This window comes from Fervidobacterium riparium, from assembly GCF_025370035.1.
GTDB classification, from domain to species: domain Bacteria; phylum Thermotogota; class Thermotogae; order Thermotogales; family Fervidobacteriaceae; genus Fervidobacterium; species Fervidobacterium gondwanense.
On sequence record NZ_CP009277.1, the window covers coordinates 882,430 to 905,360 of the forward strand.

At 39.8% G+C, this 22,931-nt stretch carries 19 protein-coding genes; 15 read left to right on the forward strand and 4 right to left on the reverse strand.

Translation table 11 applies throughout. The features are described 5' to 3' along the window. Nucleotides 1-33: 33 nt before the first annotated feature. The 4 genes from IB67_RS04010 to rd all read right to left on the reverse strand — a co-directional run bounded on the left by IB67_RS04010 (nucleotide 34) and on the right by rd (nucleotide 4,878). Complete coding sequence (locus IB67_RS04010; protein ID WP_072760145.1) at nucleotides 34-1,752, reverse strand: proline--tRNA ligase; 1,719 nt, start codon at nucleotides 1,750-1,752, stop codon at nucleotides 34-36. Beyond that, complete coding sequence (cysS, locus tag IB67_RS04015) at nucleotides 1,749-3,170, reverse strand: cysteine--tRNA ligase (protein WP_072760143.1); 1,422 nt, start codon at nucleotides 3,168-3,170, stop codon at nucleotides 1,749-1,751. Before cysS ends, IB67_RS04010 begins: the two co-directional genes overlap by 4 nt. 30 nt (nucleotides 3,171-3,200) lie before the next feature. Further along, on the reverse strand, nucleotides 3,201-4,604 hold the full coding sequence (gene gltX / locus IB67_RS04020) for a glutamate--tRNA ligase (protein ID WP_072760141.1): 1,404 nt from the start codon (nucleotides 4,602-4,604) through the stop codon (nucleotides 3,201-3,203). A 115-nt stretch (nucleotides 4,605-4,719) separates the two neighbouring features. Further along, complete coding sequence (gene rd / locus IB67_RS04025; RefSeq protein WP_072760139.1) at nucleotides 4,720-4,878, reverse strand: rubredoxin; 159 nt, start codon at nucleotides 4,876-4,878, stop codon at nucleotides 4,720-4,722. A gap of 146 nt (nucleotides 4,879-5,024) precedes the next feature. Between rd and IB67_RS04030 the strand changes: the two genes are divergently transcribed. The 15 genes from IB67_RS04030 to IB67_RS04100 all read left to right on the forward strand — a co-directional run bounded on the left by IB67_RS04030 (nucleotide 5,025) and on the right by IB67_RS04100 (nucleotide 22,872). Next, nucleotides 5,025-5,663 carry an MBL fold metallo-hydrolase gene (locus tag IB67_RS04030; RefSeq protein ID WP_072760137.1) on the forward strand — a complete coding sequence of 213 codons (639 nt, stop codon included), beginning with the start codon at nucleotides 5,025-5,027 and terminating at the stop codon, nucleotides 5,661-5,663. Between the two features lie 5 nt (nucleotides 5,664-5,668). Continuing rightward, nucleotides 5,669-7,123, forward strand: a complete 1,455-nt coding sequence (locus tag IB67_RS04035) for a glycogen synthase (RefSeq protein WP_339747018.1) — start codon at nucleotides 5,669-5,671, stop codon at nucleotides 7,121-7,123. 42 nt (nucleotides 7,124-7,165) lie between these two features. Next, the gene (gene galT, locus IB67_RS04040) at nucleotides 7,166-8,188 is read left to right on the forward strand and encodes a galactose-1-phosphate uridylyltransferase (protein ID WP_072760133.1); all 1,023 of its coding nucleotides are present in this window, start codon (nucleotides 7,166-7,168) and stop codon (nucleotides 8,186-8,188) included. 165 nt (nucleotides 8,189-8,353) lie between these two features. Then, on the forward strand, nucleotides 8,354-9,103 hold the full coding sequence (locus IB67_RS04045; protein ID WP_498875164.1) for a transposase: 750 nt from the start codon (nucleotides 8,354-8,356) through the stop codon (nucleotides 9,101-9,103). Between the two features lie 17 nt (nucleotides 9,104-9,120). Further along, nucleotides 9,121-9,915, forward strand: a complete 795-nt coding sequence (locus IB67_RS04050) for an Mrp/NBP35 family ATP-binding protein (RefSeq protein WP_498875512.1) — start codon at nucleotides 9,121-9,123, stop codon at nucleotides 9,913-9,915. Nucleotides 9,916-9,949: 34 nt separating this feature from the next. After that, on the forward strand, nucleotides 9,950-10,411 hold the full coding sequence (locus IB67_RS04055) for a YaaR family protein (protein ID WP_072761162.1): 462 nt from the start codon (nucleotides 9,950-9,952) through the stop codon (nucleotides 10,409-10,411). 32 nt (nucleotides 10,412-10,443) lie between these two features. Then, entirely contained in the window at nucleotides 10,444-11,190 is a 747-nt protein-coding gene (locus IB67_RS04060; protein WP_072761161.1) for an undecaprenyl-diphosphate phosphatase, read from the forward strand. Between the two features lie 145 nt (nucleotides 11,191-11,335). Then, nucleotides 11,336-11,971 carry a hypothetical protein gene (locus IB67_RS04065; protein WP_072761160.1) on the forward strand — a complete coding sequence of 212 codons (636 nt, stop codon included), beginning with the start codon at nucleotides 11,336-11,338 and terminating at the stop codon, nucleotides 11,969-11,971. 19 nt (nucleotides 11,972-11,990) lie between these two features. After that, on the forward strand, nucleotides 11,991-13,154 hold the full coding sequence (locus IB67_RS04070) for a vWA domain-containing protein (protein ID WP_072761154.1): 1,164 nt from the start codon (nucleotides 11,991-11,993) through the stop codon (nucleotides 13,152-13,154). A 24-nt stretch (nucleotides 13,155-13,178) separates the two neighbouring features. Continuing rightward, nucleotides 13,179-15,572: an endonuclease MutS2 gene (locus tag IB67_RS04075; RefSeq protein ID WP_072761151.1), complete on the forward strand. Its 2,394-nt coding sequence runs from the start codon at nucleotides 13,179-13,181 to the stop codon at nucleotides 15,570-15,572. A 29-nt stretch (nucleotides 15,573-15,601) separates the two neighbouring features. Then, complete coding sequence (locus IB67_RS04080) at nucleotides 15,602-17,704, forward strand: cell division protein FtsA (protein WP_072761149.1); 2,103 nt, start codon at nucleotides 15,602-15,604, stop codon at nucleotides 17,702-17,704. 303 nt (nucleotides 17,705-18,007) lie between these two features. Beyond that, a complete protein-coding gene (locus IB67_RS04085; protein ID WP_072761163.1) occupies nucleotides 18,008-19,354 on the forward strand; it encodes a glycoside hydrolase family 30 protein in 1,347 nt (448 codons plus the stop codon). Between the two features lie 40 nt (nucleotides 19,355-19,394). Then, nucleotides 19,395-20,795, forward strand: a complete 1,401-nt coding sequence (locus tag IB67_RS04090) for an ABC transporter substrate-binding protein (protein WP_339747002.1) — start codon at nucleotides 19,395-19,397, stop codon at nucleotides 20,793-20,795. 287 nt (nucleotides 20,796-21,082) lie between these two features. Beyond that, complete coding sequence (locus tag IB67_RS04095) at nucleotides 21,083-21,667, forward strand: hypothetical protein (RefSeq protein WP_072761144.1); 585 nt, start codon at nucleotides 21,083-21,085, stop codon at nucleotides 21,665-21,667. Nucleotides 21,668-21,705: 38 nt separating this feature from the next. Beyond that, complete coding sequence (locus IB67_RS04100) at nucleotides 21,706-22,872, forward strand: carbohydrate binding domain-containing protein (RefSeq protein WP_072761142.1); 1,167 nt, start codon at nucleotides 21,706-21,708, stop codon at nucleotides 22,870-22,872. The last annotated feature ends 59 nt before the right edge of the window (nucleotides 22,873-22,931 follow it).

Consider the following 22,931-nt stretch of genomic DNA (forward strand, 5'->3'; position numbering starts at 1 on the left):
CCTTGAAACGCTAAGGGTGGTGAGCTCTCAAAACTAATACCTTTCGTGCGGACTGTATTCTTCTTTTGATTTCTGTAAGACCTCGTATATTTTCTCCAAGTCGGCTTCGACTCTCAATTGTTTCCCAGTTCTCCGTTTAATTTCTACGAAGCCCTCATTTAATGCCTTACCTATAGTCATTCTGAATGGTATACCTATTAGATCAGCATCGCTGAATTTTACGCCAGGAGAGACATTTCTGTCATCGAAGAGAACCTCTTCGCCTTTTTCTGACAAGAATTTGTACACTTTTTCTGCAAAACTCATCAAATTCTCGTTACTGCTCACTGGTGTAATTACAACGGTAAACGGTGCAACAGATAGCGGCCATATGATACCTTTTTCGTCGTAAAGTTGTTCAACGATCGCACCCATCGTTCGTGATATACCCCAACCATAGCAACCCATGATGAATGGTTTGAGCTGCCCATCTCTATCCATGTATTTTGTTCCCATAGCTTCTGAATACTTTGTGCCAAGCTTGAATATATGCCCAAGCTCGATACCCTTTTTCATGTTCATGGGCTTTCCACAATGTGGGCACGGGTCACCTGCTGTCGTGACAACCAAGTCTGTCCATTCACTTGGCACAAAATCTCGCCCAACGTTTACATTCACGAAGTGGTAATCTTTCTCCATTCCACCAACAACAAAGTTTTTCATGCCTTTTACTTGATTATCCGCTATTATCTTTATACCCTTGACTCCAACGGGTCCTAAAAATCCGATAGGAACTCCAAAATCTCTATATATATCGTCAGGTGTTGCAAATGTTAATGATTGGTCATTAATGAAAGCTTTAAGTTTTTCTTCGTTTAGTTCCCTATCGCCAGGTACTAATGCCATGAAATAGCCATTTCGCCCTTTGTAGATTAACGTTTTAACGATTTTTCTTACCGGAACACCAAGAAAATCAGCAACATCTTGTGCTGTTTTTACGTTTGGAGTGTAGACTTTTTCAATGGTCTTTTCATCTTCATTGTCGTACACGATATCACCAACATATGGTACTCTCTCGTCATTACCGGCGTAACCGCACTCACAATAGAGTATATTGCTTTCCCCTGTGTCGGCAAAAGCCACGAATTCGTGACTTTCGCTACCGCCTATCGCACCGGACGACGCTTCAACAACGGCATATTTCAGACCTATGCGCTCCATGATGTTTGAATAAGCTCTTCTATGAGCTTGATAAGTCTCATCCAAAGACTCCCAGCTGTCGTGGAAACTGTAGCCATCTTTCATTATAAATTCCCTTGCGCGCAGGACTCCGAACCTTGGACGGATTTCATCTCTGTATTTATTTGCCATCTGGTAAAGTGTTATTGGAAGCTGTCTATAGCTATTCAATTCGTTTTGAACGAGGAAAGTGACGAGTTCTTCGTGAGTTGGTCCCAATGTAAAATCTCGTCCATGGCGGTCTTTCAACTTCATCATCTCAGGACCGTAATCTTCCCACCTGCCCGATTGTTTCCACAGTTCAGCAGGTTGAATTATTGGCATCAAAATCTCATTTGCACCTATTTTGTTCATTTCTTCCCTAACTATGTTTTCAATCTTTAAAAGAACTCTTCTACCCAGTGGTAGGTAAGTGTAAACACCTGCGGCTATTTTTCTTATGAACCCAGCTCTGATGAGTAATTCTTGGCTTGGAACTTCGGAATCTGCCGGGGCTTCTTTCAAAGTTGGCGCGTAAAACTGCGTATATCTCATTTTTCTCCCTCCACTATCTCATATTTCGTTCCTTCTGGTGTGTCGAGTAACTTCACACCTGCTTCTAACAGTGTATTTCTCACCTTGTCGGCTAAATCGTATTGCTTTTGTTTTCTGAATTCAGTTCTCAGATCTATAACCTTTTGAATTACATTGTCGACTATGTCTGATGAAATCTCAGTTGTGACAATTTCTGCGTCAAATATCCCCAATACAGGTCCGAAAACACGCTTAATCAAGTGATACATTTTAAGGGCCCTCTGATCATCTCCACTGTCCATAGCTTTGTTCAATTCTTTTGACACGTCGAAGATTATCGAAAGTGCTATTGGTGTATTAAAGTCGTCAGAGAGGGCTTCAACAAACTTGTCTATGTATTCTTTCATTTCAGTATCTTCTTTTGGAACCAACGGGTACTTGTATTTTTCTGTAAACCTCTTCAAAGTATTATGAACTCTCGTTGCGGCTTTCATGTTATCGCTCAAGATTTCATCTGAGAATTCCATAGGTGACCTGTAGTGTTTGGACAGAAGGAAAATTTTGACGCCATCTTTACCGTATTTTCTAACGGCTTCTCTAACCATGAATGTATTTCCCAGAGATTTGCTCATCTTGTCCCCACGCACGATGATCATTCCGTTGTGCATCCAGTATTTTGCAGGTGGCTTACCGGTCAAAGCCTCACCCTGTGCTATCTCATCTTCGTGGTGCGGAAAGATTAAGTCCTCACCGCCACCATGGATATCGAACATATCACCGAGGAGCTTTTGAGACATTACTGAACATTCAATGTGCCATCCTGGTCTTCCTGCACACCATGGACTTTCCCACTTTGGCTCGCCGGGCTTGGCCGATTTCCACAAAACGAAATCAAGAGGGTCTTTCTTTGCATCGCTTATATCCACACGTGCCCCGGCACGTAAATCGTCCGGATTTTTCCCTGATAATTTACCGTAGCCTGGCAATTTCCTAACGCTAAAATATACATCACCATTCTCAACAGGATATGCGTATCCATTTTCAATAATTCTCTTAACAGCCTCTACTATATCTTCAACAAAATCGGTTGTCCTGGGATGATAGTTTGCCGCCCTTACACCAAGTAAATGCGCATCGTGGAAATATTCTGCAATAAATGTATCTGCAACTGTTTTCCAGTCAACTCCCCATTCATTAGCCTCGTTAATTATCTTGTCGTCGATGTCTGTAAAATTCTGAACCATTATCACCTTATAACCAACAAATTCGAGAAACCTCCTAAATGCATCAAAAACAACCATTGGACGGGCATTTCCAATGTGTATGTAGTTGTACACGGTAGGTCCACAGACGTACATCTTAACTATTCCTGGCTCGATTGTTTCAAGCGGTACTTTATTCTTTGTTAGCGTGTCCGTTATATGTACCTTATGGCTCATTCCACTCACGCTCCAAATGTTATTTCTTTATCACTTACTTAGGAATTGCTCTATCCTTGCAAGCACTTCTTCTTTGCCGAGTATCTCCAATATATCAATTAGCTCAGGACCTTCGTGTTTTCCAGTGAGTACAAGTCTTAGCGTCATGTAGAAATCTTTACCTTTAAGCTTTGCACCTTTCATCACATTTTTAAACGCTGCATATATACTTTCCTTGTTCCAATTTTCTATGTTCTTCAATTCGTTTAACAAGTTTTCGTACGTTTCATGCGCTTCTGGTGTTTTCTCTGGCAAATTTTCTGGTCTTTTGAAGAAGAACTCTGTCAGTTCTGGCAATTGCGAAAGTTCTTCTATTCTGTCCTTAACTGCTGGGATTATCTTTTCCAAGTAGCTTTCATCAATATCTTTACTCATGAATTCTTTCGCTAACAACACGATTTCCCTAACCGGTTTCATCCTTATGTGTTCTGAATTCATCCAGCGCAATTTCTCTGGGTTGAAAATTGCCGGATTCTTTACTAATCTTTCCAATGAGAAACTTTCTACTAATTCTTGCTTTGTCAAGATTTCCTTTCCTTCTGGGTGTGACCATCCAAGCAATGCTAAGAAGTTCACCAATGATTCTGGTAAGTAGCCTCTCGACTTAAATTCTTCTACAGAAGTTGCACCATGCCTCTTACTCAGTTTACTTCCATCAGGACCGAGTATCATTGAGACATGTCCAAAAACAGGTGTATCCCAACCGAATGCTTCGTAGAGTGCAACTTGCTTAACTGTATTTGAAAGGTGGTCATCACCACGCAAAACATGAGTTATCTTCATCAGTCCATCATCGATAACACAAGCGTAATTGTATGTTGGCATGCCATTGCTTCTAAGGAGTGCGAAGTCACCAACGCTACCAGCTTTAAAAACGACCTCACCTTTTACAACATCGTTTATTATGTAATCCTTTCTCGGCATTGAGAAGTAAATTGCAGGTCTTAATCCTTTTTCTTCGTACTCTCTTTTTCTTTCTTCTGTGTTATAAGGTTCAAGCATCTCTCTTGTATAGTGAGGTGGCTTACCCTCTGCCAAAAGCTGCTCTCTCATGGCCTCTATTTCTTCAGGGTATGCATAGACTTCGTAAGCTTTTCCCTGCTTGACAAGCTCTTGTGCATATTTATGATAAAGTTCTGTGCGCTCACTCTGTCTGTATGGCCCATAATCACCACCGATGTCTGGTCCTTCGTCCCAATCGAGTCCCAACCATTTCAACGCACTTATCAGTTGTTCCTCGAAGACTTTTTCGGATCTTTCGATGTCCGTATCTTCTATCCTCAGTATAAACTTTCCGCCCATCTTTCTTGCAAACAAGTAATTGAATAAAGCCGTTCTTGCCCCACCTACGTGTAAATAACCTGTTGGGCTTGGAGCAAACCTAACTCTTACCATAATATAATCAACTCCTTCTCAAATATTTCAATAATATTATTTATGGATAAATCGGGGGGCATGCCCCCCGAATTGACTTTGTCTTTCTGAAATTAAATCTTGAATAGGTTTGAAATTATTCAAGAGGTTCGAACATATCCTTACTTACTCCGCAAACTGGGCATGTCCAATCGTCTGGAAGATTTTCAAACGGTGTGCCTGGATTGATGCCGGAATCTGGATCTCCAACTTCAGGATCATAAATGTAACCGCAAACAGTGCATCTGTACTTCATATTTCCACCTCCATTAGGTACTAAGGTACATTTATTATATCATATACTTTTAGACATTTTCAACAAGTTTCTTGAGAATCTACAAAGTGGTGTGGTATCATATAGAATATGGGTTGAATACACGATGTACAAGGAGGAATGAACGCATGAGAATACACATACTATCCTACGGTGGTAGCATAAGGGTGCCTAAAACAGTAGAAGTTGCTTACTCCACACCTGTACTATTAGAATACAACGAACGTAAGGTGCTTATCGACCCGGGAGACTATGTGTCTTTTCATTTCTTGGAAGAAGAATTTGAAAAAAGAAGCATCAAGCTCGAGGATATAACCGATATATTACTTACTCATTTGCACTTAGACCACGCATACGCTACACGTCTTTTTTCAAATGCTACAGTTTATATCCACCCAGCTTATAAGAATAAGCCTTACAGTAAATTTGGAATAATTAAAAGCAAATTGTATTTGGAAATAATTAATTCATGGAAGCGCGTAATTGAAATAGATGCTGGAAGTAAACTTTTCGATGGTAAGGTAACTGTCTTTCACACCCCTTGGCATGCAAAGGAACATCTGTCTTTTGTTATTGAAACTTACAATATGGGCCGTGTGCTTTACACGGGAGATATCGTAATGAATAAAGTAGAGTTTTATGATATAATAAGGTGGTTAAGAAAAGATGACTGTGCACGCTTCATAAACAAAATAGGCTCGAAGTGTGACTACATAGTATTTACTCATGATGAATTTATTAGAGCAAGTGATTATTTTAGGAGGTGAAAGAAATGAGGATAGCAATGGTGTCGTATGAAGTTTATCCGTTTGCAAAAGTTGGTGGTTTAGCTGACGTAGTTGGAGCGCTTCCGAAATATCTTGAAAGACAAGGCGTTACGGTTGATATCTACATGCCATATCACAAAAAGGTAGACGAAAATGCTGCGAAATTTGGTTATACCATCGAGAAACTCTCTGAAGGAATTGAACTTCCAGTACTATCAACAACTGAGAAATTTGATATATACAAAACAAAATTGCCAGGAACGAAAGATGTCAATGTCTTTCTTATAGCGAACGAATATTATTTCAGTGCAGATGAGGTATACGCTGGACCTGATTTGGCAGAGCAAGCGATATTTTTCTCTAACGCTGTTCTTGAAGCGGTAAAAAAGCTGAATTTCACTTACGATGTGGTTCATGTTAATGATTGGCAGACCGCTTTGATCCCAGTGTACATGAAAACTGTTTACAGAAACGATGATTTAATATCCAGAGCAGCTTCCATGATTACGATTCACAATTTAGGATACCAAGGAATTTATGAACCATCGTACATGAGATTTGCTGGGCTACCTGATTATCTCTTCAACATAGACGGTCTTGAATTTTATGGAAAAATGAACTTCCTTAAGGGCGGCATAATATTTTCAGACATTATCAACACTGTAAGCCCAACTTACGCCAGGGAAATACAAACTAAGGAGTACGGTGAAAAATTGGATGGCGTGCTGCGAATGAGATCCTCAGACTTATATGGTATTTTAAATGGTATAGATTACGAAGAGTACAACCCAGCAACAGACAAGCGAATTTACGTCAATTATGATTTAAATACCATAGAAAAGAAAAAGGAAAATAAAAGGATGCTTCAAAAAGAGCTCGGTCTTCCTGAAAGAGATGTACCTGTCATAGGTATGATAAACAGACTTGTAGTTCAGAAGGGTTTGGACATTATGGCTGAAATAATGGACTACGTGTCTTTGCTTGACATTCAGTTTGTTCTTCTCGGTACAGGAGATGAAGAATACGAAGAAATGTTTAAGAAACTTGGTGAAAAATATCCTGATAAGTATTCGATAAACTTGAAATTCGATGTGGTTCTTGCGCAAAAGATATACGCAGGTAGTGACATGTTCTTAATGCCATCGAGATATGAGCCTTGCGGTTTAGGGCAGATGTACAGCCTGAGATACGGCACAATACCTATCGTTAGGTACACTGGTGGACTTGCAGATACAGTGAAAGAATATGATCCGATTACGAAAGAAGGAACTGGATTTGGCTTTGAAGGCTTTGATCCAGCTCATCTGTTTGAAGCCATAGCGAAGGCCGTATACTTCTACAACGATAAGGAACACTGGGGTACTCTGATAAGGAACGCAATGTCTACAGATTTAACCTGGGACAGTTCGGCAAAGGAATATGTAAAACTCTACCAACGTGCGAAATCTAAAGTTCAGTAAAACCAATAGAATGCAAGAAATGAAAACTTGGGAGGAATTCATATGCCAGAATACCGAAAAGATCCCGTGGTAAAAAGATGGGTCATCATCTCAACGGAACGAGCTAAAAGACCGCATGATTTTCAGGTGCAGCCAGAAGAAGTTAAAGTTGCGTTCTGTCCTTTCGACTACGGTAATGAGCATACAACACCGCCAGAAATTTTGGCTTTCAGGCCAGCTGATACCCAACCAAACACGCCAGGCTGGTGGGTACGAGTTGTGTCAAACAAATTTCCAGCTGTTGATCCAGAGTTACCAGTAGATAGGTACGGTCATGGAATGTACGATGCTATGACCGGTTTTGGATACCACGAAGTTATCGTTGAAACTCCAGATCATGAATCAACATTTGCTCTGTATGATTACAAGCAAGCTGAGGAAGTAGTCTGGGCATACGTAACAAGGTTCAGAACGATGGCAAAAGATGAACGAGTCAAATATATTCTCGTCTTCAGAAATCACGGAAAGGAAGGCGGGGCATCTTTGGCACACCCGCACAGCCAAATTATTGCAACGCCGGTTGTTCCAAAGACTGTCCAAGAGGAACTTGACGGTGCCAAGGATTACTATTCGTACAAAGAGAGATGTGTCTTCTGCGATATGATAAACCAAGAAAAGATAGAAAACAGAAGATTGATCGAAGAAAACGAACACTTCATAGCTTTTGAACCTTACGCAGCTCGGTTTCCATTTGAAACGTGGGTTCTTCCAAAGAGGCATTCACATGATTTTGGCAGCATAACTGAAGATGAGGTAAGATCTTTTGCAAGGATAATGAAGGACGTTCTTCACAGAATTTATGTTGTTCTCAACAATCCGCCATACAATTTCTTAATACATACAGCACCAGTTTTTGAGGAAGGCAAGACTTACTATCACTGGCATGTTGAGATCATTCCACGCTTAACACGTGTAGCAGGTTTCGAATGGGGTTCTGGATTTTATATCAACCCAGTACCGCCTGAAGACGCTGCAAGGTACTTGACTGAGAATTACCAAGAAGCTTTAGAAAAACAATCTAAATAAGGAGGTTAAAATATAATGGATTTTAAACTTTCTGAGACCCTGGCCAAAGTGGGATGTGAAATTGGAGGGATGAGTTAACAAATAAAAAAGAGAGTTAACAAAAAGGGGGAACCGTGCCAAAATTGTATCGAACACCAATCAATACGAAAGGAGGCACAGTTCCCCGTGATCAAAGTTATTATACCAGAAAAATCATTAGAAGCTATTGCGAAAATTGTCTTTAAGAGGTCAAGGAGGATGTTTACGAGGAAATATTCGGATTTAGACATATTAAGAGTCATCATTGCAATGTGTTTGACGAAATGTCAGTATGTGAGGGAGTTCTACGATGAAGTCAAGAGAGGGAATATCTATTATCCATACAAGTTACCAACTCGGCAGACGTTAACGTATCGGATGAAATATATAGACAAAGCGAAGATATCAGGAATAATGAAGAAGGTAGCAGGGAGCATACTTGCGATAGATTCGAGCGAGTTGAGAAATAAGAAAGAGAGATTGCATGCGTTGTACAACAGCAAAGAGAAAGTAGTAGTGGACTTCGAGGTAAGTGAGAGGCGAGAATGGGACGTAGGGATAGAAATGACGAAAGGGTGCAAAGGTAGTTTAATAATAGGAGACAGGGGATATCACGTTAAAAAGTTCAGGGCAGAAGGGGAAGGAGAAAAGATAATCAGGCCGAGGGGAAAAGCTGGTGAAGAATTCATGAAAAGTGAGCTGATGAGGGCGATATACAGGAAGAGGTGGGAGATAGAGTACTATTTTGAAAGGTTGAAACTGGGATTAGTGATAGAGAAGATAAACAAAGCGACGTTGTTTACGAAGTTAACGATAAGGTTAATTGGGCAGGAGTTAACATACTTGATAGGGATGCTGAAGAAACAACCGAAGCTATACACAGTTCTGTTCACTTAGATTTTACATTGGCCAGGGTGAAACTTTCTGAAGACCAAAAGATTACCACGTTAAAAGAAAATGTAAAGCATTTTATCGCTGTTCTGAGTGGAAAGGGTGGGGTTGGTAAGACAACTGTCTCTGTGAACTTAGCAACGGCTCTTGCCGAGAGTGGCTATAACGTTGGAATACTTGATATCGACATCCACGGACCGGATATTGTTAGGATGCTCGGTGGGAATGCAACTCCGCTAATTGACGAAGATGAAAGAATAGTGCCTGCAGAGATACTTCCAAATCTGAAAGCCTTATCAATATCCATGATGGTGGAGGAAGGTAAGCCAATTATCTGGCGTGGTCCTTTAAAACATTCGGCAATAAAACAATTCTTGGGTGATACCAATTGGGGTAAGCTTGATTTCATGATATTTGATTTGCCACCGGGGACGGGTGATGAAGCACTAAGCCTTTTCCAGACGCTTGGCCAAATAGATGGAGTAATTATGGTCACAACACCACAAAAGGTGGCACTCGATGATGTTAGGAGAGCGATAGCATTCGTCCATGCAATGAATCAGAAAGTCCTTGGAATAGTAGAAAACATGTCCTACATGAGATGTAAAGAGGAAGTCGTGTATCCATTTGGAAAAGGCGGGGCCGATGCACTTGCCGAAGAATATTCAGTTCCCGTCTTAGGACGCATTCCCATGGATCCAAAAGCTCTTGAATTACTCGACGAAGGTAAACCAATAACACTTTATTACAGAGAGAGCGAAATTGAACAGGCTTTCAGAACATTAGCTGAAAATGTTGCAAAGGCAGTTGAGAAGTAAGACAAACACTATTAATTTGAAGAGAGGTTAAAACGTGAGGATAGAACCACCTTCAAATGACCCGAAATTGAAAAGTTCGAATATCAAGGGTAAAAAATCTCACAAAAAAGAGTCAGTGCACTCTGAGATCAAGAGTTCATTTGCTGGTATATTCGAAGAAGCTGAGAGCGAGGCAATCAAAAAGACCATCGAAGAGATGGTAAGTGAAGTTGTTGAAGCGGGTAACGACTTTGTCCGTTCGCCAACACCTGAGAATTTGAAGAAATACAAAGAACGCATAAAAAATATTCTAAAATATGTAGAGAAGAACCTGTATAAATTAGCTGGTAAATATGACTATTCATTATCTCAGCCGAGATTACACATAATTGCTGAGCAAATTGACGAAAGGCTTGAACAGCTGACGAGCCTACTCATGCAGGCAGAAAAAGATACACTAAAAATGGCAGAGAAAGTTGGAGAGATTAACGGTATTATTTTTGATCTGTACAAATAATACCTCTATATAATGTGAAAGGAGCGAAAAAGGTGAAAGATTTCTTCCTCGGAGTTGTACAAGGACTTACAGAGTTTCTACCAGTGTCAAGCTCAGGACATTTGGGACTTTTTTCGAAACTTTTCGGACTTCAATCTAATTTATCTTTATTTGCCTTTCTGCACCTCGCAACTTTCTTAGTGGTTCTAATTTTTCTCTGGAAAGATGTTTGGAGTATTCTTTACGGCATGTTCAAGCTTGATAAAGAAATATGGAACTTAGTTTTTAAACTCATCGTTGCTACCATTCCAGCCGGTTTAGTAGGCTTGTTTTTTGAAAAGAAAATCGAAAATATTTTCTCGTCACAGTGGGTTATTGGGATATTTTTCTTGATTACTGCAGCCTTTTTGTGGTTTTCAGATGCTGCATCTGGAAGGAAATCACTTAACGAGCTATCATTTTTGGATGCTCTGCTCATAGGACTTTTTCAAGCTGTAGCAGTATTACCAGGTATTTCAAGAAGCGGTATTACATTAGTAGGTGCCTTATTAGTAGGTCTTAACAGGGCAGATGCGTTTAAATTTTCTTTCCTTCTAAGTCTTCCGATAACACTTGCAGCAGGATTGTTTGAACTTAAAGACGTTGTTTTGAATGCAGCTACATTTTCTGGATTTGGTGGAGCTTTTGTTGCCGGTATTGTGGCTCTGCTTGTTGTAAAGCAACTTACGATATCAGCTCATCTAAGATACTTTTCCATTTACCTAATATTGCCCGCTATATTAAGCTTTTTTATTAGATAAAGGATTCTATAGACAAAAAATAGCGATAGTCCCTGGGGGTTCACACCTCCAGGGTTTTTGTTTTTTGAACGATTTCGGGCCTTGTGATATAATCTTAATGGATTTTTAAGTACAAGTGATATTAGGATATTTAGGAGGGGGTTTTGTGAAGAAGATTTTATCCATTTTCTTAATATTGCTTACCTTTTCTGGATTTATGCTCGCTCAAGAGTTTTACTTTAACACAAAGTATGGGTTTGGGCTCTCAGGCACACATGGACTACTATATTACACACTGGGTTTTCCGTATAGTGAGATAGGTTTTAAGATACCAATTGATGCGAATGGAATATTATCTGTTAATACTCAGGGTGGATACGATTTCCAATTCTCAACTTATTCTTTCAAACTGGCACCCATTCTTCAATTTTACGGATTTTCGATAGGCGTACCTTTTGAACTGTCAACAAAATATGTAGAATCGCAACAAGCAACTGAAACCGGCAGAATGAACGTGGGAATAAACTTTTCAGCTAAATATGACACAATTATGATTAATATATTTGCATCGTATTCTATGTTCTACTTGTACTACGACCCGGCTTTTAATGTTAATGTTCCGACAGTGTATACAGAAAATATATTTAGATCTATACTCGATTTCAAGATCTCGTATGTTCAAAGCAGTTATTCCTTAGGAATAGGTTATTCTTTACCTGTTAGGTGGTTGCCTTACAGATCTACTTTTATCACTGGACAGGATGGAGGATACATAGAGGGGAGATTCTCAGTGAAATTCTGAAAAATTCGGAGGTTATCGTGTGCAAGAAAGATTAAAGAAGGCAATAGATAATCTAATAAAGTCGAACGCATTTTATGCATATATACTTATGGGTAGTCAATTCATTGAGGGAAATGTGAAAAACATATCTATAAGTATCACAAAGAATGGTGATGTGTTGTTTGTATACAACCCAGTCAGCGTGGCAACAAAAAGCGACATAATGGTAGAAGGTTTAATACTCCACGAGCTTATGCACATTATAAACAGGCACTATTTGATACACCCGAAAGATAAACGCGATAAAGCGGTGTGGGACATAGCTAAGGATGCAGCGATTAATCAATTCATCCCTCAACTTGATGCGTTCAGCATACCTTTAAACGTTTTGATTGAAGAAGGTCACGGTACTGATAACGATTTGATATTTGTAGGTCCTCCTATTGATATGCTTAACAAAACGGCCGAGGAATATCACGATTACATAGTTGACCAATTCCTGAAGCGTGGAAGATATGATATAGAGACGATTGCTGAGAGGTTACCCGATTCACACAAGATGGAAAGTGATCTCCCTGTTGAAATGCTATTGGAGGTTACCGAGCAGAAAATTGGTAAAGCTTTTAATCTCTTTGGTGGTGAACTTCCTTCTGGTGTAAGGCAGAACATAGAACTACACTTGAAAAAGCCAGTAATCAACTGGGAAACAGCGATAAGGAAGTTTGTTGGACTCTCTCAGAGAGGTGAAAAATACTCAACACCATTAAGACCGAACAGAAGGTATGATGACCAGCCGGGTTGGAGATATACTTATCTACCGAGGATCTGTGTGATAATAGATACGAGTGGCAGTATCATAGAAGAGGAGATGAATCAATTCGTAAGTGAGATAGATGCCATTGCAAGACAAGAAGTACCTTTAAAACTTATACAAATTGACAAATCAGTTACGTTCATCGGGGATTACAAACCAGGTGGGTGGAAGAGCTTTGAAGTGTACGGTGGTGGCGAAACTGATCTGCAACCAGCTGTAGATATCGCCGAAACGAGATTCAGGAGTGAGGGTATAATAATATTCACGGACGGGTATGTAGACCTACCAAAAGTCAGCCGCAGAGTTTTGTTCGTGTTGAGTAAAAAGCACAATTCTGAGTTTTATATTGATGCAAGAAAAATCTATGGGAATGTATACGTTTTAGAATAAAGGCACGGAATTGGAGGAGAGGAAATGGAGGAATTCAGCGAGAAAATTCTTGTGGAATCAAAAGTTAGTTACTTAGAATATATTAAAGAAAAAATAGATTATCCAGAAGTTTTAAATACTTACAAGTATTATTGTTATTCGTCTCTTGGAAAAGAGTATCTTGAAAGTCTTAATCCATACAATGTTGATGTTATTCAGGAATTGACATATGTTTCTGAACTTTGTGACTTTGTCAGAGTTGAAGGATACCCAACGTCCGATGCTTTTATAGATGTAAGACCCATCTTGCAAAAAGTAGAATCTGGTTTGCTGATCGAAGGTGAGGACTTCCTTGCCATTCTCAAATTTCTCTCCGGAATAAAAACGTTAAGGGAAAGTTTTAAAAATCAGCGTATACTAAATTCACAAGCCACAGTGCTATCGTTCGTATCAAAGCTCGGGAATTACGACGAGATAATAAATGCTATAAGAAGCGTAATAGACGATAACGGGAAAGTGAAAGACAATGCTTCGGTACTTTTGAAAAAAATCAGGAACGAGTACAACGAAACACTGAGAGACATAAGGCATAAACTTGAAAGATTCATTGCACACAATCAGAATGTCTTGCAAGAGCTTAGCTACACCATAAAGAACGAAAGGTACGTCTTACCTGTCAAAGCAAATGAAAGAGGGAAATTGAAAGGTATCGTTCACGGACTATCTTCCTCCGGTTCAACGGTCTACATTGAACCGGAAGAAATAATACCGATGAACGATAAAATTCGTATTCTTTCAGAAGAAGAAGCTAAAGAAATTGCTCGGATACTGAGAGAACTGACTTCTAAGATATTCGACAGGCTTTCTCAAATAAAGTCTGATATAAATGTTTTGAAACGACTCGATGGTTTGTTTGCAAAAGTCAGATATGTGATTGAAAAGAATGCTTCCATAGTAATTCCTGAAGGCAAGTACTTAAAACTTTCGAGAGCACGGCATCCCTTAATACATCCAGACAAAGTAGTTCCTGTAGATATAGAACTTCCAGCGGACAAACTTGGTATTGTGGTTACAGGTCCAAACACTGGTGGAAAGACGGTGCTGCTCAAGACAATAGCCGTTTCCATAATTTTAGTGAGAAGTGGTTTTCCAATATTGGCTGGCGAGAGTAGTCGCATACCGCTGTTAGATATCTACGTTGACATTGGCGATAGTCAGAGCATTTTGGAAAACCTTAGTACCTTTTCAGGCCATATCGTGAACATAGTGAGAGCTCTCGAGTTGGCTGATGATAACTCATTGGTACTGATAGATGAACTTGGCTCAGGTACTGATCCGTACGAAGGAAGTGCGATAGCACTCGGAATAATCGAAGAACTCGTAGCCAGAAGGATCAAGTTTGTTGTGACTACCCACTTAACGCCAGTAAAATTATACTCGATGTCCCACGATAGACTCGTCACAGCATCGATGGAATTCGATCCGGAGACTCTGTCACCTAAATATAGAGTTTTAATGAACATACCTGGAGCTTCTCATGCTTTCGAGATCTCGAAGAAATACGGTTTACCAGATGGAATACTTGAAAGAGCAAGAAAACACCTTGATGAAGAACATGTGAAAATTGAGGAATTGATCAAGAGTTTGAACAAACAGATAAGCGAACTCGAGTTCCGCAAAAGAGAGCTTGAACAGACGCTCAGGGATTATACCAGACAAAAGAGGGAATTTGAGGAAAAGTACAAATTGTTGAAAGTTAAGAAAATGGAAGAATTCGATAAAGAACTGAGAGAGGTCTACAAAGATATCCAAAAAGCGAAGCGAGATTTACAAATAACACTTCAGAGCAAGAATACAGAAAGTGAGCAGCTTATAAGGAAGAGACTCAAAGAAATTGAAAGTGAAGTCAAACACCTTGAAAACGTACAAGAAAAAATCGAGAAGGTTATGTACGAAACAGTAGTTTCTCAGGAAGAGAGGACGATAAGCGTTGGTGATACAGTAAGATTGTTTGACGGTACAGCTTTGGGAAAAGTCGTAGAATTTAAAGGAAACAAAGCCGTCGTTGATTTCAATGGTTTGAAAATCGAAATCAAACCAGAGAAGTTGGTGAAAGTAGGAACCAAAGAATCAGCAGAACTAACCCAAAAACCGAGTCATCCTCATACAACAAAGCACAGAGTTTTTGGTCCGAGCCTAACAAGTAACGAAATAGATGTCAGAGGAATGACTGTTGAAGAAGCTGTTGAGAAAATAGACGAATTCATCGACCAGCTCCTTATGTCTGATTTTACGATGGGCTACATAATCCACGGAAAAGGTACAGGTAAGCTTGCCACCGGAATATGGAATCACCTACGCCATGACAAGAGAATTAAAAATTACAGATTTGGTAGACCAGACGAAGGTGGTGTTGGTGTCACTGTTGTAGAGATATAATCAAAAAGAATATTTGGAGGGCGATATATATGATCTTTGCACTTGACATAGGGACTCGAAAAATCGCAGGTTTGCTTGTCGATATGGACGAAGATGGAAAGATGATAGTCCACGATGTAGTACTCAGAGAACATGAGCACAGAGCTATGCTTGACGGTCAAATCCATGATGTTGAAAAAGTTGCGAAAGCGGTGAAGATTGTTAAAGAAGAACTCGAAAATAGAAACAACGTCAAGCTTGATAAAGTTGCCGTTGCACTTGCTGGTAGGTTTCTAAAAACATATTTCGGCGAAGCAACGATGAACATCGCTGATTTGGGGGAACTCACGAGTGACATAATAACAAAGATAGAGCTTGAAGCTGTTGCAAACACTATGGAGAACGTTGAACCTAACATGTACTGTGTTGGATACTCTGTTATTAGGTACGAACTTGATGGGATGTGGTTCAAGAAACTCGAAGGGTTGAGAGGAGATAATGTCACAATAAAAGTAGTTGCCACGTTTTTACCAAGCCATGTTGTCGAAGCTATGCTTTCAGTCTTAAAAAAAGTCAATTTGACGATAACCCATCTTACATTGGAACCTATAGCCGCTGTTAATGTTACCGTACCAGAAGATTTGAGAATTCTCAACATCGCACTTGTAGATGTTGGTGCTGGGACGAGTGATATTGCGATATCCAAAGACGGAACTATCGTAGCGTATGGTATGGTACCAATCGCTGGTGATGAGCTGACAGAAGCTATCACAAAAACCTTTTTGCTCGACTTTTCAACAGCAGAATATGTGAAAAGGAACTTAGAGAAAAATGAGGTTCTCAGGGTCAAAAATATATTAGATAAGGAAAAAGAGATAAGAGTAAGTGATGTTATCAAAGCAATTGAGCCAGTTGTAGAGATGATGACTAAAAAAGTTGCCGAAGAGATAATTGAACTCAACGGCGAAAAGCCGCAAGTAGTAATGGTCGTTGGTGGTGGAGCAAAGGTTCCCACTTACACGCAATTTCTTGCGAAGCATTTGGGTATAGATGAAGAATATGTCTCGCTCAAAATGGCAAAGAACCTTGACTTTATCGACCGTACCGGCCAAATCATAGGAAGCGAATTCGTTACGCCGCTTGGTATTGGATACACAGCACTCACGAAGACCGGGAGCGTGTTTGAACACGTGACTGTGAACGAAGAGCGGATACAGCTAATCGGCTTTAAGGGAAGTTACACAGTTTGGGAAGTCTTGGCACAAGCTGGAAAAGATATTCACAGTTTGCTTGGAAAGCCTGGAAAATCTGTGGTTGTTGAAGTTAACGGCGAACCGGTTGTAATTAAAGGTAAAATGCCAAAACCGGCACCGGTTAAAGTCAACGGACGAGAAGCAACGTTAAGAGATGTAGTCAAACACGCTGATGTTATAGAGGTTGGCGAAGCTGCTGATGGTGAAGACGCAAATCCAATGCTATATGAGATAATTAAGCCGATTAGGCTTAGGTCTTTAGAAAGTGACGAGATAATTGAATATTATCCACGCGTAAAGGTCAATGGCAACGATATTATCCAGAATATTCCACTGAACGACGGCGACGTTATAAAATACGAAAGCGTTAAAGTCAAGGAAATAAGAGAATTCTTGGCACAGGACTTGATCAAAATCGAGTATTCAGTGAATGGTGCGTACAGAGAATTTACCGCTGGAGAAGTTAAGATATTTAAAGATGAGTTAGAATTACGCGATGAGAACAGTGTAGAATTGGGTGAAGAATTGAAATATGCACTTGTACTAAATTATCCAAAGGTTAAAGATTTACCAGAAATGGAAAAGATAAGTGTAGTCATAAAAATAAACGGACAACCGACTGTACTAACAAAAGAAGGCGTGATTGTTTTGGTGAACGACCAGCTTGTTTCTCCAGAGTATGAAATCAGAGACGGTGATAAGATAAAGACTCAGATACCGGATGAACAAGGCTTTATAGTTGCTGATATACTAAAACTTTTTAACTTCGACATCAAGAAAGTGAAAAGCTATAACCTCTTGAAAAACGGGGAAAAAGTGGGCTTTACCGAACCTTTAGAAAGCGGTGATGAAATAATCTTCGAGTTTGAAACAATCGAAGACATGGAAGAAGTAGATTGAGAAAGTATTAATTAGAAGATAAATAGAGAAAATATAACTAAAGTCACCTGCGGGTGACTTTTTTTACTTTTTACACAAATCATTGACTGAAAAATGTTACTCTTTCTATTCTTCGTGTAACATGTTTCAATAATAGAATTGGGTTAATTAGAATAATTTTAATTTTGGAGGTTGTTTATGCCAGGCATTTTTGAAATTTTACGCTTGGGAAAGGTAAAAATTCTTCTCCTCTTTTTATTAATATCTATAGTGATTGTCCTAACTTCAAACCAGAGTGCACAACAAACAAAAGGAGTGAAAGGGATGCAAAAAATCAGGATATGGCTTACAACATCGGATCAGAGGCATCTGCTTGATGAAGTAAGAATTGATGAACTCGGAGATTTAGCATATCGCGAAGAATTCAAGATTGTTGTAAATCCTGATAAGAAATACCAAATCATGGATGGATTCGGCGCTTCTTTTACGGACGCGTCAGCATATTTAGTGTATCACAAATTATCAGATGAAAAACGCAGAGAGGTTATGGAAAAACTATTTGACAGAGAAAAAGGAATAGGCATATCGTTTCTAAGACAACCCATGGGAGCTACTGACTACACCACAAAAATATACAGCTACGATGATCTACCGGAAGGAGTAAAAGAAGATAGGGAACTGAAACACTTCTCTATAGACCACGATAGAAAATACATAATTCCACTTTTAAAAGAGGCTTTGAAAATGAATCCCCAGCTCAAAATAATGGCTTCGCCGTGGAGTGCACCAGGTTGGATGAAGACAACAGGCAGCATGATAGGCGGTTCGCTACTCAGAAGGTACTACGACGTTTACGCACAGTATTTTGTGAAATTCATAAAGGCATACGAATCAGAAGGAATACCCATATACGCAATAACAGTTCAGAACGAGCCACTATACGTTCCGAAAGAATATCCTGGTATGAAAATGGACTGGGTAGAACAAGCAGACTTTATAGGCGACTATCTTGGACCAGTTTTTGAGAAGGAAGGTATAAAGACCAAGATTTTGACTTATGATCACAACTGGGACAACACAACTTATGCTGCGTATGTCCTTTCTGATGAGAAAGCGTCTAAGTACGTTGCTGGATCTGCTTGGCACTTTTATGGCGGGAAGCACGAAGCTATGACAAAGATAAAAGAGATGTTTCCTGACAAAGAAATCTGGTTCACGGAAGGTTCTGGTGGTGATTGGGTGCCCGCTTTCTTCAACGCGTATATGGATCAAATGATGCATGTCATTAGAATACCTCGAAACTGGTCGAAGACAGTAGTTTGGTGGAACATAGCACTCGATGAGAAAAGAGGACCTACAATTCTCTCAAATAGCACATGTAGGGGGCTTATAGAGATAAATCAGAAAACAGGTGAAGTCAAATACAATCTCGATTACTATACATTGGGACACATAAGTAAGTTCGTTTTACCCGGAGCCTACAGGATAGATTCGTATACTTATCTGGACAAATTAGAAACCGTTGCTTTCGAAAATCCTGATGGAACAAGAGTTTTAATAATATCAAATAGAACTCAGACAAATAAGAAAGTGAGTGTAATTGAGCAGGAAGAAGAAATTTTTGAAATCGTGTTACCATCGTACGGTTCTGCGACGGTTGTTTGGCGATAATTTCTGGTGTGGCGCACCACAAAACAGGAGGTGTTTAAAGATGAGAAGACATGTTACAAGGCTGTTGTTACTTGGATTATTGGTAGTTTTCTCACTCAGTGTCTTTGCAAAGGTAACGATAACTGCGTCAGTTTGGAGCTGGGATGTGGAAAAGTACAAAAAGATTGTTTCAGAATTCAACAAGTACTATCCTGATATTGAAGTTGTTCTGGTTGTCAATGAACCTGATGTCAATGGGTTTTTAACAGCTCGTGTATCAGCGAAGCAACTACTTCCGGATGTTGTAGTCCAGTCATGGGAAGCACTTCCGTATCCTGTCTCTCAAGGATGGATATACCCTATTGATGAATTTTTGAAGAACGATGCTGATCTAAAACATATGCCGTTAGCTCTTAGACAGTCTTTCGTGTACAACGGAAAGACTTACGCACTTCCTGAAAGGCTCCACTTCCAGGGTATCGTCATGAACTTAGACCTGTTGAAGAAACTGAACTTGCAGGCGCCAAAGTACGAAGCGTTTACAGTCAATATATTCAAAACGTACCTGAGAAAAGCAACGACTCGAGAGTATTCGGGTATAAACCACCTCTGGGATTTTGATAATGTAGAAGCAGCTGTCCTTAGCAAGGACACAACATTCTGGGGATTCAATCCAAAGAAATGGGAATTTGAACTCGCTACAGGTGGTTGGTTGCCAGCAATTAAACTGCAAAAAGAACTCAAAGGTGTTCCAGGACTTGTTTCAGACGACCTGAAAAATGACGAGCTGAGAAACAAAGGGGAACTCGACGATTATCAGAAGAAGTTTGGAAAAGATGCAGATGCATTCAGAGAATCAAAGGTTTTAATGGGACTTCACGGTACTTGGGACTGGAGCTGGGTAAGAACTCTTCCGTGGAATCTTGACTATTATCCTATGCCATTTGAACCACAAGTTGGGCAGAGAATACCAGTTCACGTGAACTACGCATTTATGACATCGACAACGAAGTATCCGAAAGAGGCATTCGCATTCTTGAGATTCCTGACATACGACCCACGTGGAGTTGTCGCAAGATTGAAGATAGACGTAGCAAATGGTGAAGAAAACGGAAGGCTCATCGATTGGTTCGTTCCAGCGACGATGCACCCAGATGTGATTAAATACTTTGATTCACTGAAAATCCCAAATGGTGTTAAGTGGATGCTCAAGAACCTCGACAAGGCTGTGCGTGTTGATATGTGGAAAACTGTTCCTGGCTGGGATCAAGCAACATGGGACGTTATATTCCCAGTAAGCGAGAAAGTGAGAAGAGGCGAAGTACAACCTGAAACCGTAGCAGTTGAAACGCAAGAAAAGGCGAACAAGATTATAAAAGACGCTTGGAGCGACTTTTCTAAGAAGTTAACTGAAGTGGAAAAGAAATTCCCGGAGATCAGAAAACAGGTTGAAGGAAAATAGTGTCATCTTTTAGAAACAAGGGGACCTGTGAAAAATCACAGGTCCTTTTTCATTTAATCGTTTCTAAACGCTCAGCACAAAATAGGCACTTTGTTTAAGCTAAAACAGGTTTTGTATGTAACAAGTTTCAAATCTATAATGTAACAAAATTTGAGAAATTTTCAATTTGTTTCATCGTGCAACTATGGTCTTATACTATTAAGCATTTTGAACATGTTTTGTGAGTTTGTTCTTACAGGTGCAAAAACGGGTGGAAAACCTAAAAAGACAGAAGGAGGCGTATGGGTATGAAAAGAGTGTTCTTAGTTGTTACGGCGGTTATCGCTATTCTCTTTGCATTTTCGGCATGTGTGCCAAAACCACAAGAACCAGGAAACGGAGGCACGCCAGCGGCTACAAGTCTTGAGTTTTTTGACAGTAAACGTGAAGACGCGCTAAGTTATTATAAAACTGGCACATGGTATTTCTTTAAAACAGGTGACTATTTTATAGCGGATCCCATCATAAAAGCTGATGGAACAGTTGTCGCAACAAGAACATCACTTGTATGTGGTTCGGAACCCTGGGGCCCAAGAACTTACGAAGCACAACTTGTTAGATTTTACGACAAGACGAAAACAGACTTCACAATAAAACTCTGGCTCAAAGGAAACAAAGATGCTCAAATAAAAGCATATTTTGGAAGCGAACCATGGCAAGATTGGGCATACAATACTTCACGGGATATTCCAGTAACTACCGAAGGAACCGAAGTAACATTACAATTTACACGAGATAAAGGTGTCGACAAGTGGTTGAAACTTTCGTTAGAATTTGCGCATGTTCCAGATGTTGAACTTCAAGTGAAAGTTTTAGAAGAAACTGCTAACTAAAGCCCACTTGTAAATTGAAAAGGAAGAAGGTAGGGACTATGAAAACCATCTTTAAATTTCTTATTATAAGTCTGACAGGTCTTTTCCTATTTTCCTGTCAATTCCAAGAAAAAGTTGAAGCTGTAGCAACAACAGTTCAACAGCAGGCAACCGAAAGTGCAGTTGGGGTTAGTTTATTGAATAACTGGAATTTCAGATCCAACATCAAGAATGATCAAACAAACGCACCATTCGAATGGTGGATTTGGGAAGGCGGAAAGTACGGAGTCGGTAGTGCAAAAGTAGAAAACTACGGTGTACGAGACAACTATGCTTTTATAAAAATTGCTGATTCCGGCTCTGACACCTGGCACGTCCAGTTCAATCAGTGGGTTAAGCTCACACCAAAACAAGCTTATTACATTTCGTTCAGGGCAAAGGCAGATAAACCAAGAACAATCAATGTCAAGGTTCTCCAGAATCATGATCCATGGTCTAATTACTTTGCAAAGACCGTTGAGCTGACAACGGAATGGAAAACATACGAATTCTATTATATCCACAAAGAAAGATCAGATGAAACTGTCAACTTCGGTTTCGAGCTTGGTAAGCTTGATCCAACAACGATTTACTTTGCTGATGTAATAATTAAACCAATAGACAAGTCAGAAATTCCACCTGAGGCATTGGAAGAGGAAGTAGAATTGGAAACGCTTGACTTTGATCTTCTAGAAGATGAGGAAGAACCAGATAATTTAGTAAATAACGGAGATTTTGGATACAAGATAGTAAACGATCAAGGTAGTATGCCATCAGAATGGTGGATTTGGCAAGCAGGTCAGTACGGCATAAGCAGTGCAAAAGTCGCAACTTATGGTGTTGTTGATGGCTACGGATTTATCAAACTTGATGATACTGGTTTCGAAACGTGGCACTTGCAGTTCAACCAGTGGATCAAAGTGAGAAGAGGACATAGCTACACGATCACATTCAAAGCAAAAGCGGATGACCCAAGACCAATAAGTGTCAAGCTTGTTCAAACAGGTGCTCCATATGGTGTTTACTTTGCTCAAACGGTTAACCTAACAACAGAATGGCAAACCTTCCAGTTTGAATATACCCACCCAGAAGATGGGGATCCAGTTGTAACCTTCAGCATCGAGCTTGGTAAAGAAAAGCCAACCACAGTTTATTTCGACGACGTTGGAGTACTTCCGAAAAAATAGGAACGCAGAATTCGTATGTTAGAATTCCTGGGTAGCACGTCGAGTGCTACTCAGGTTTG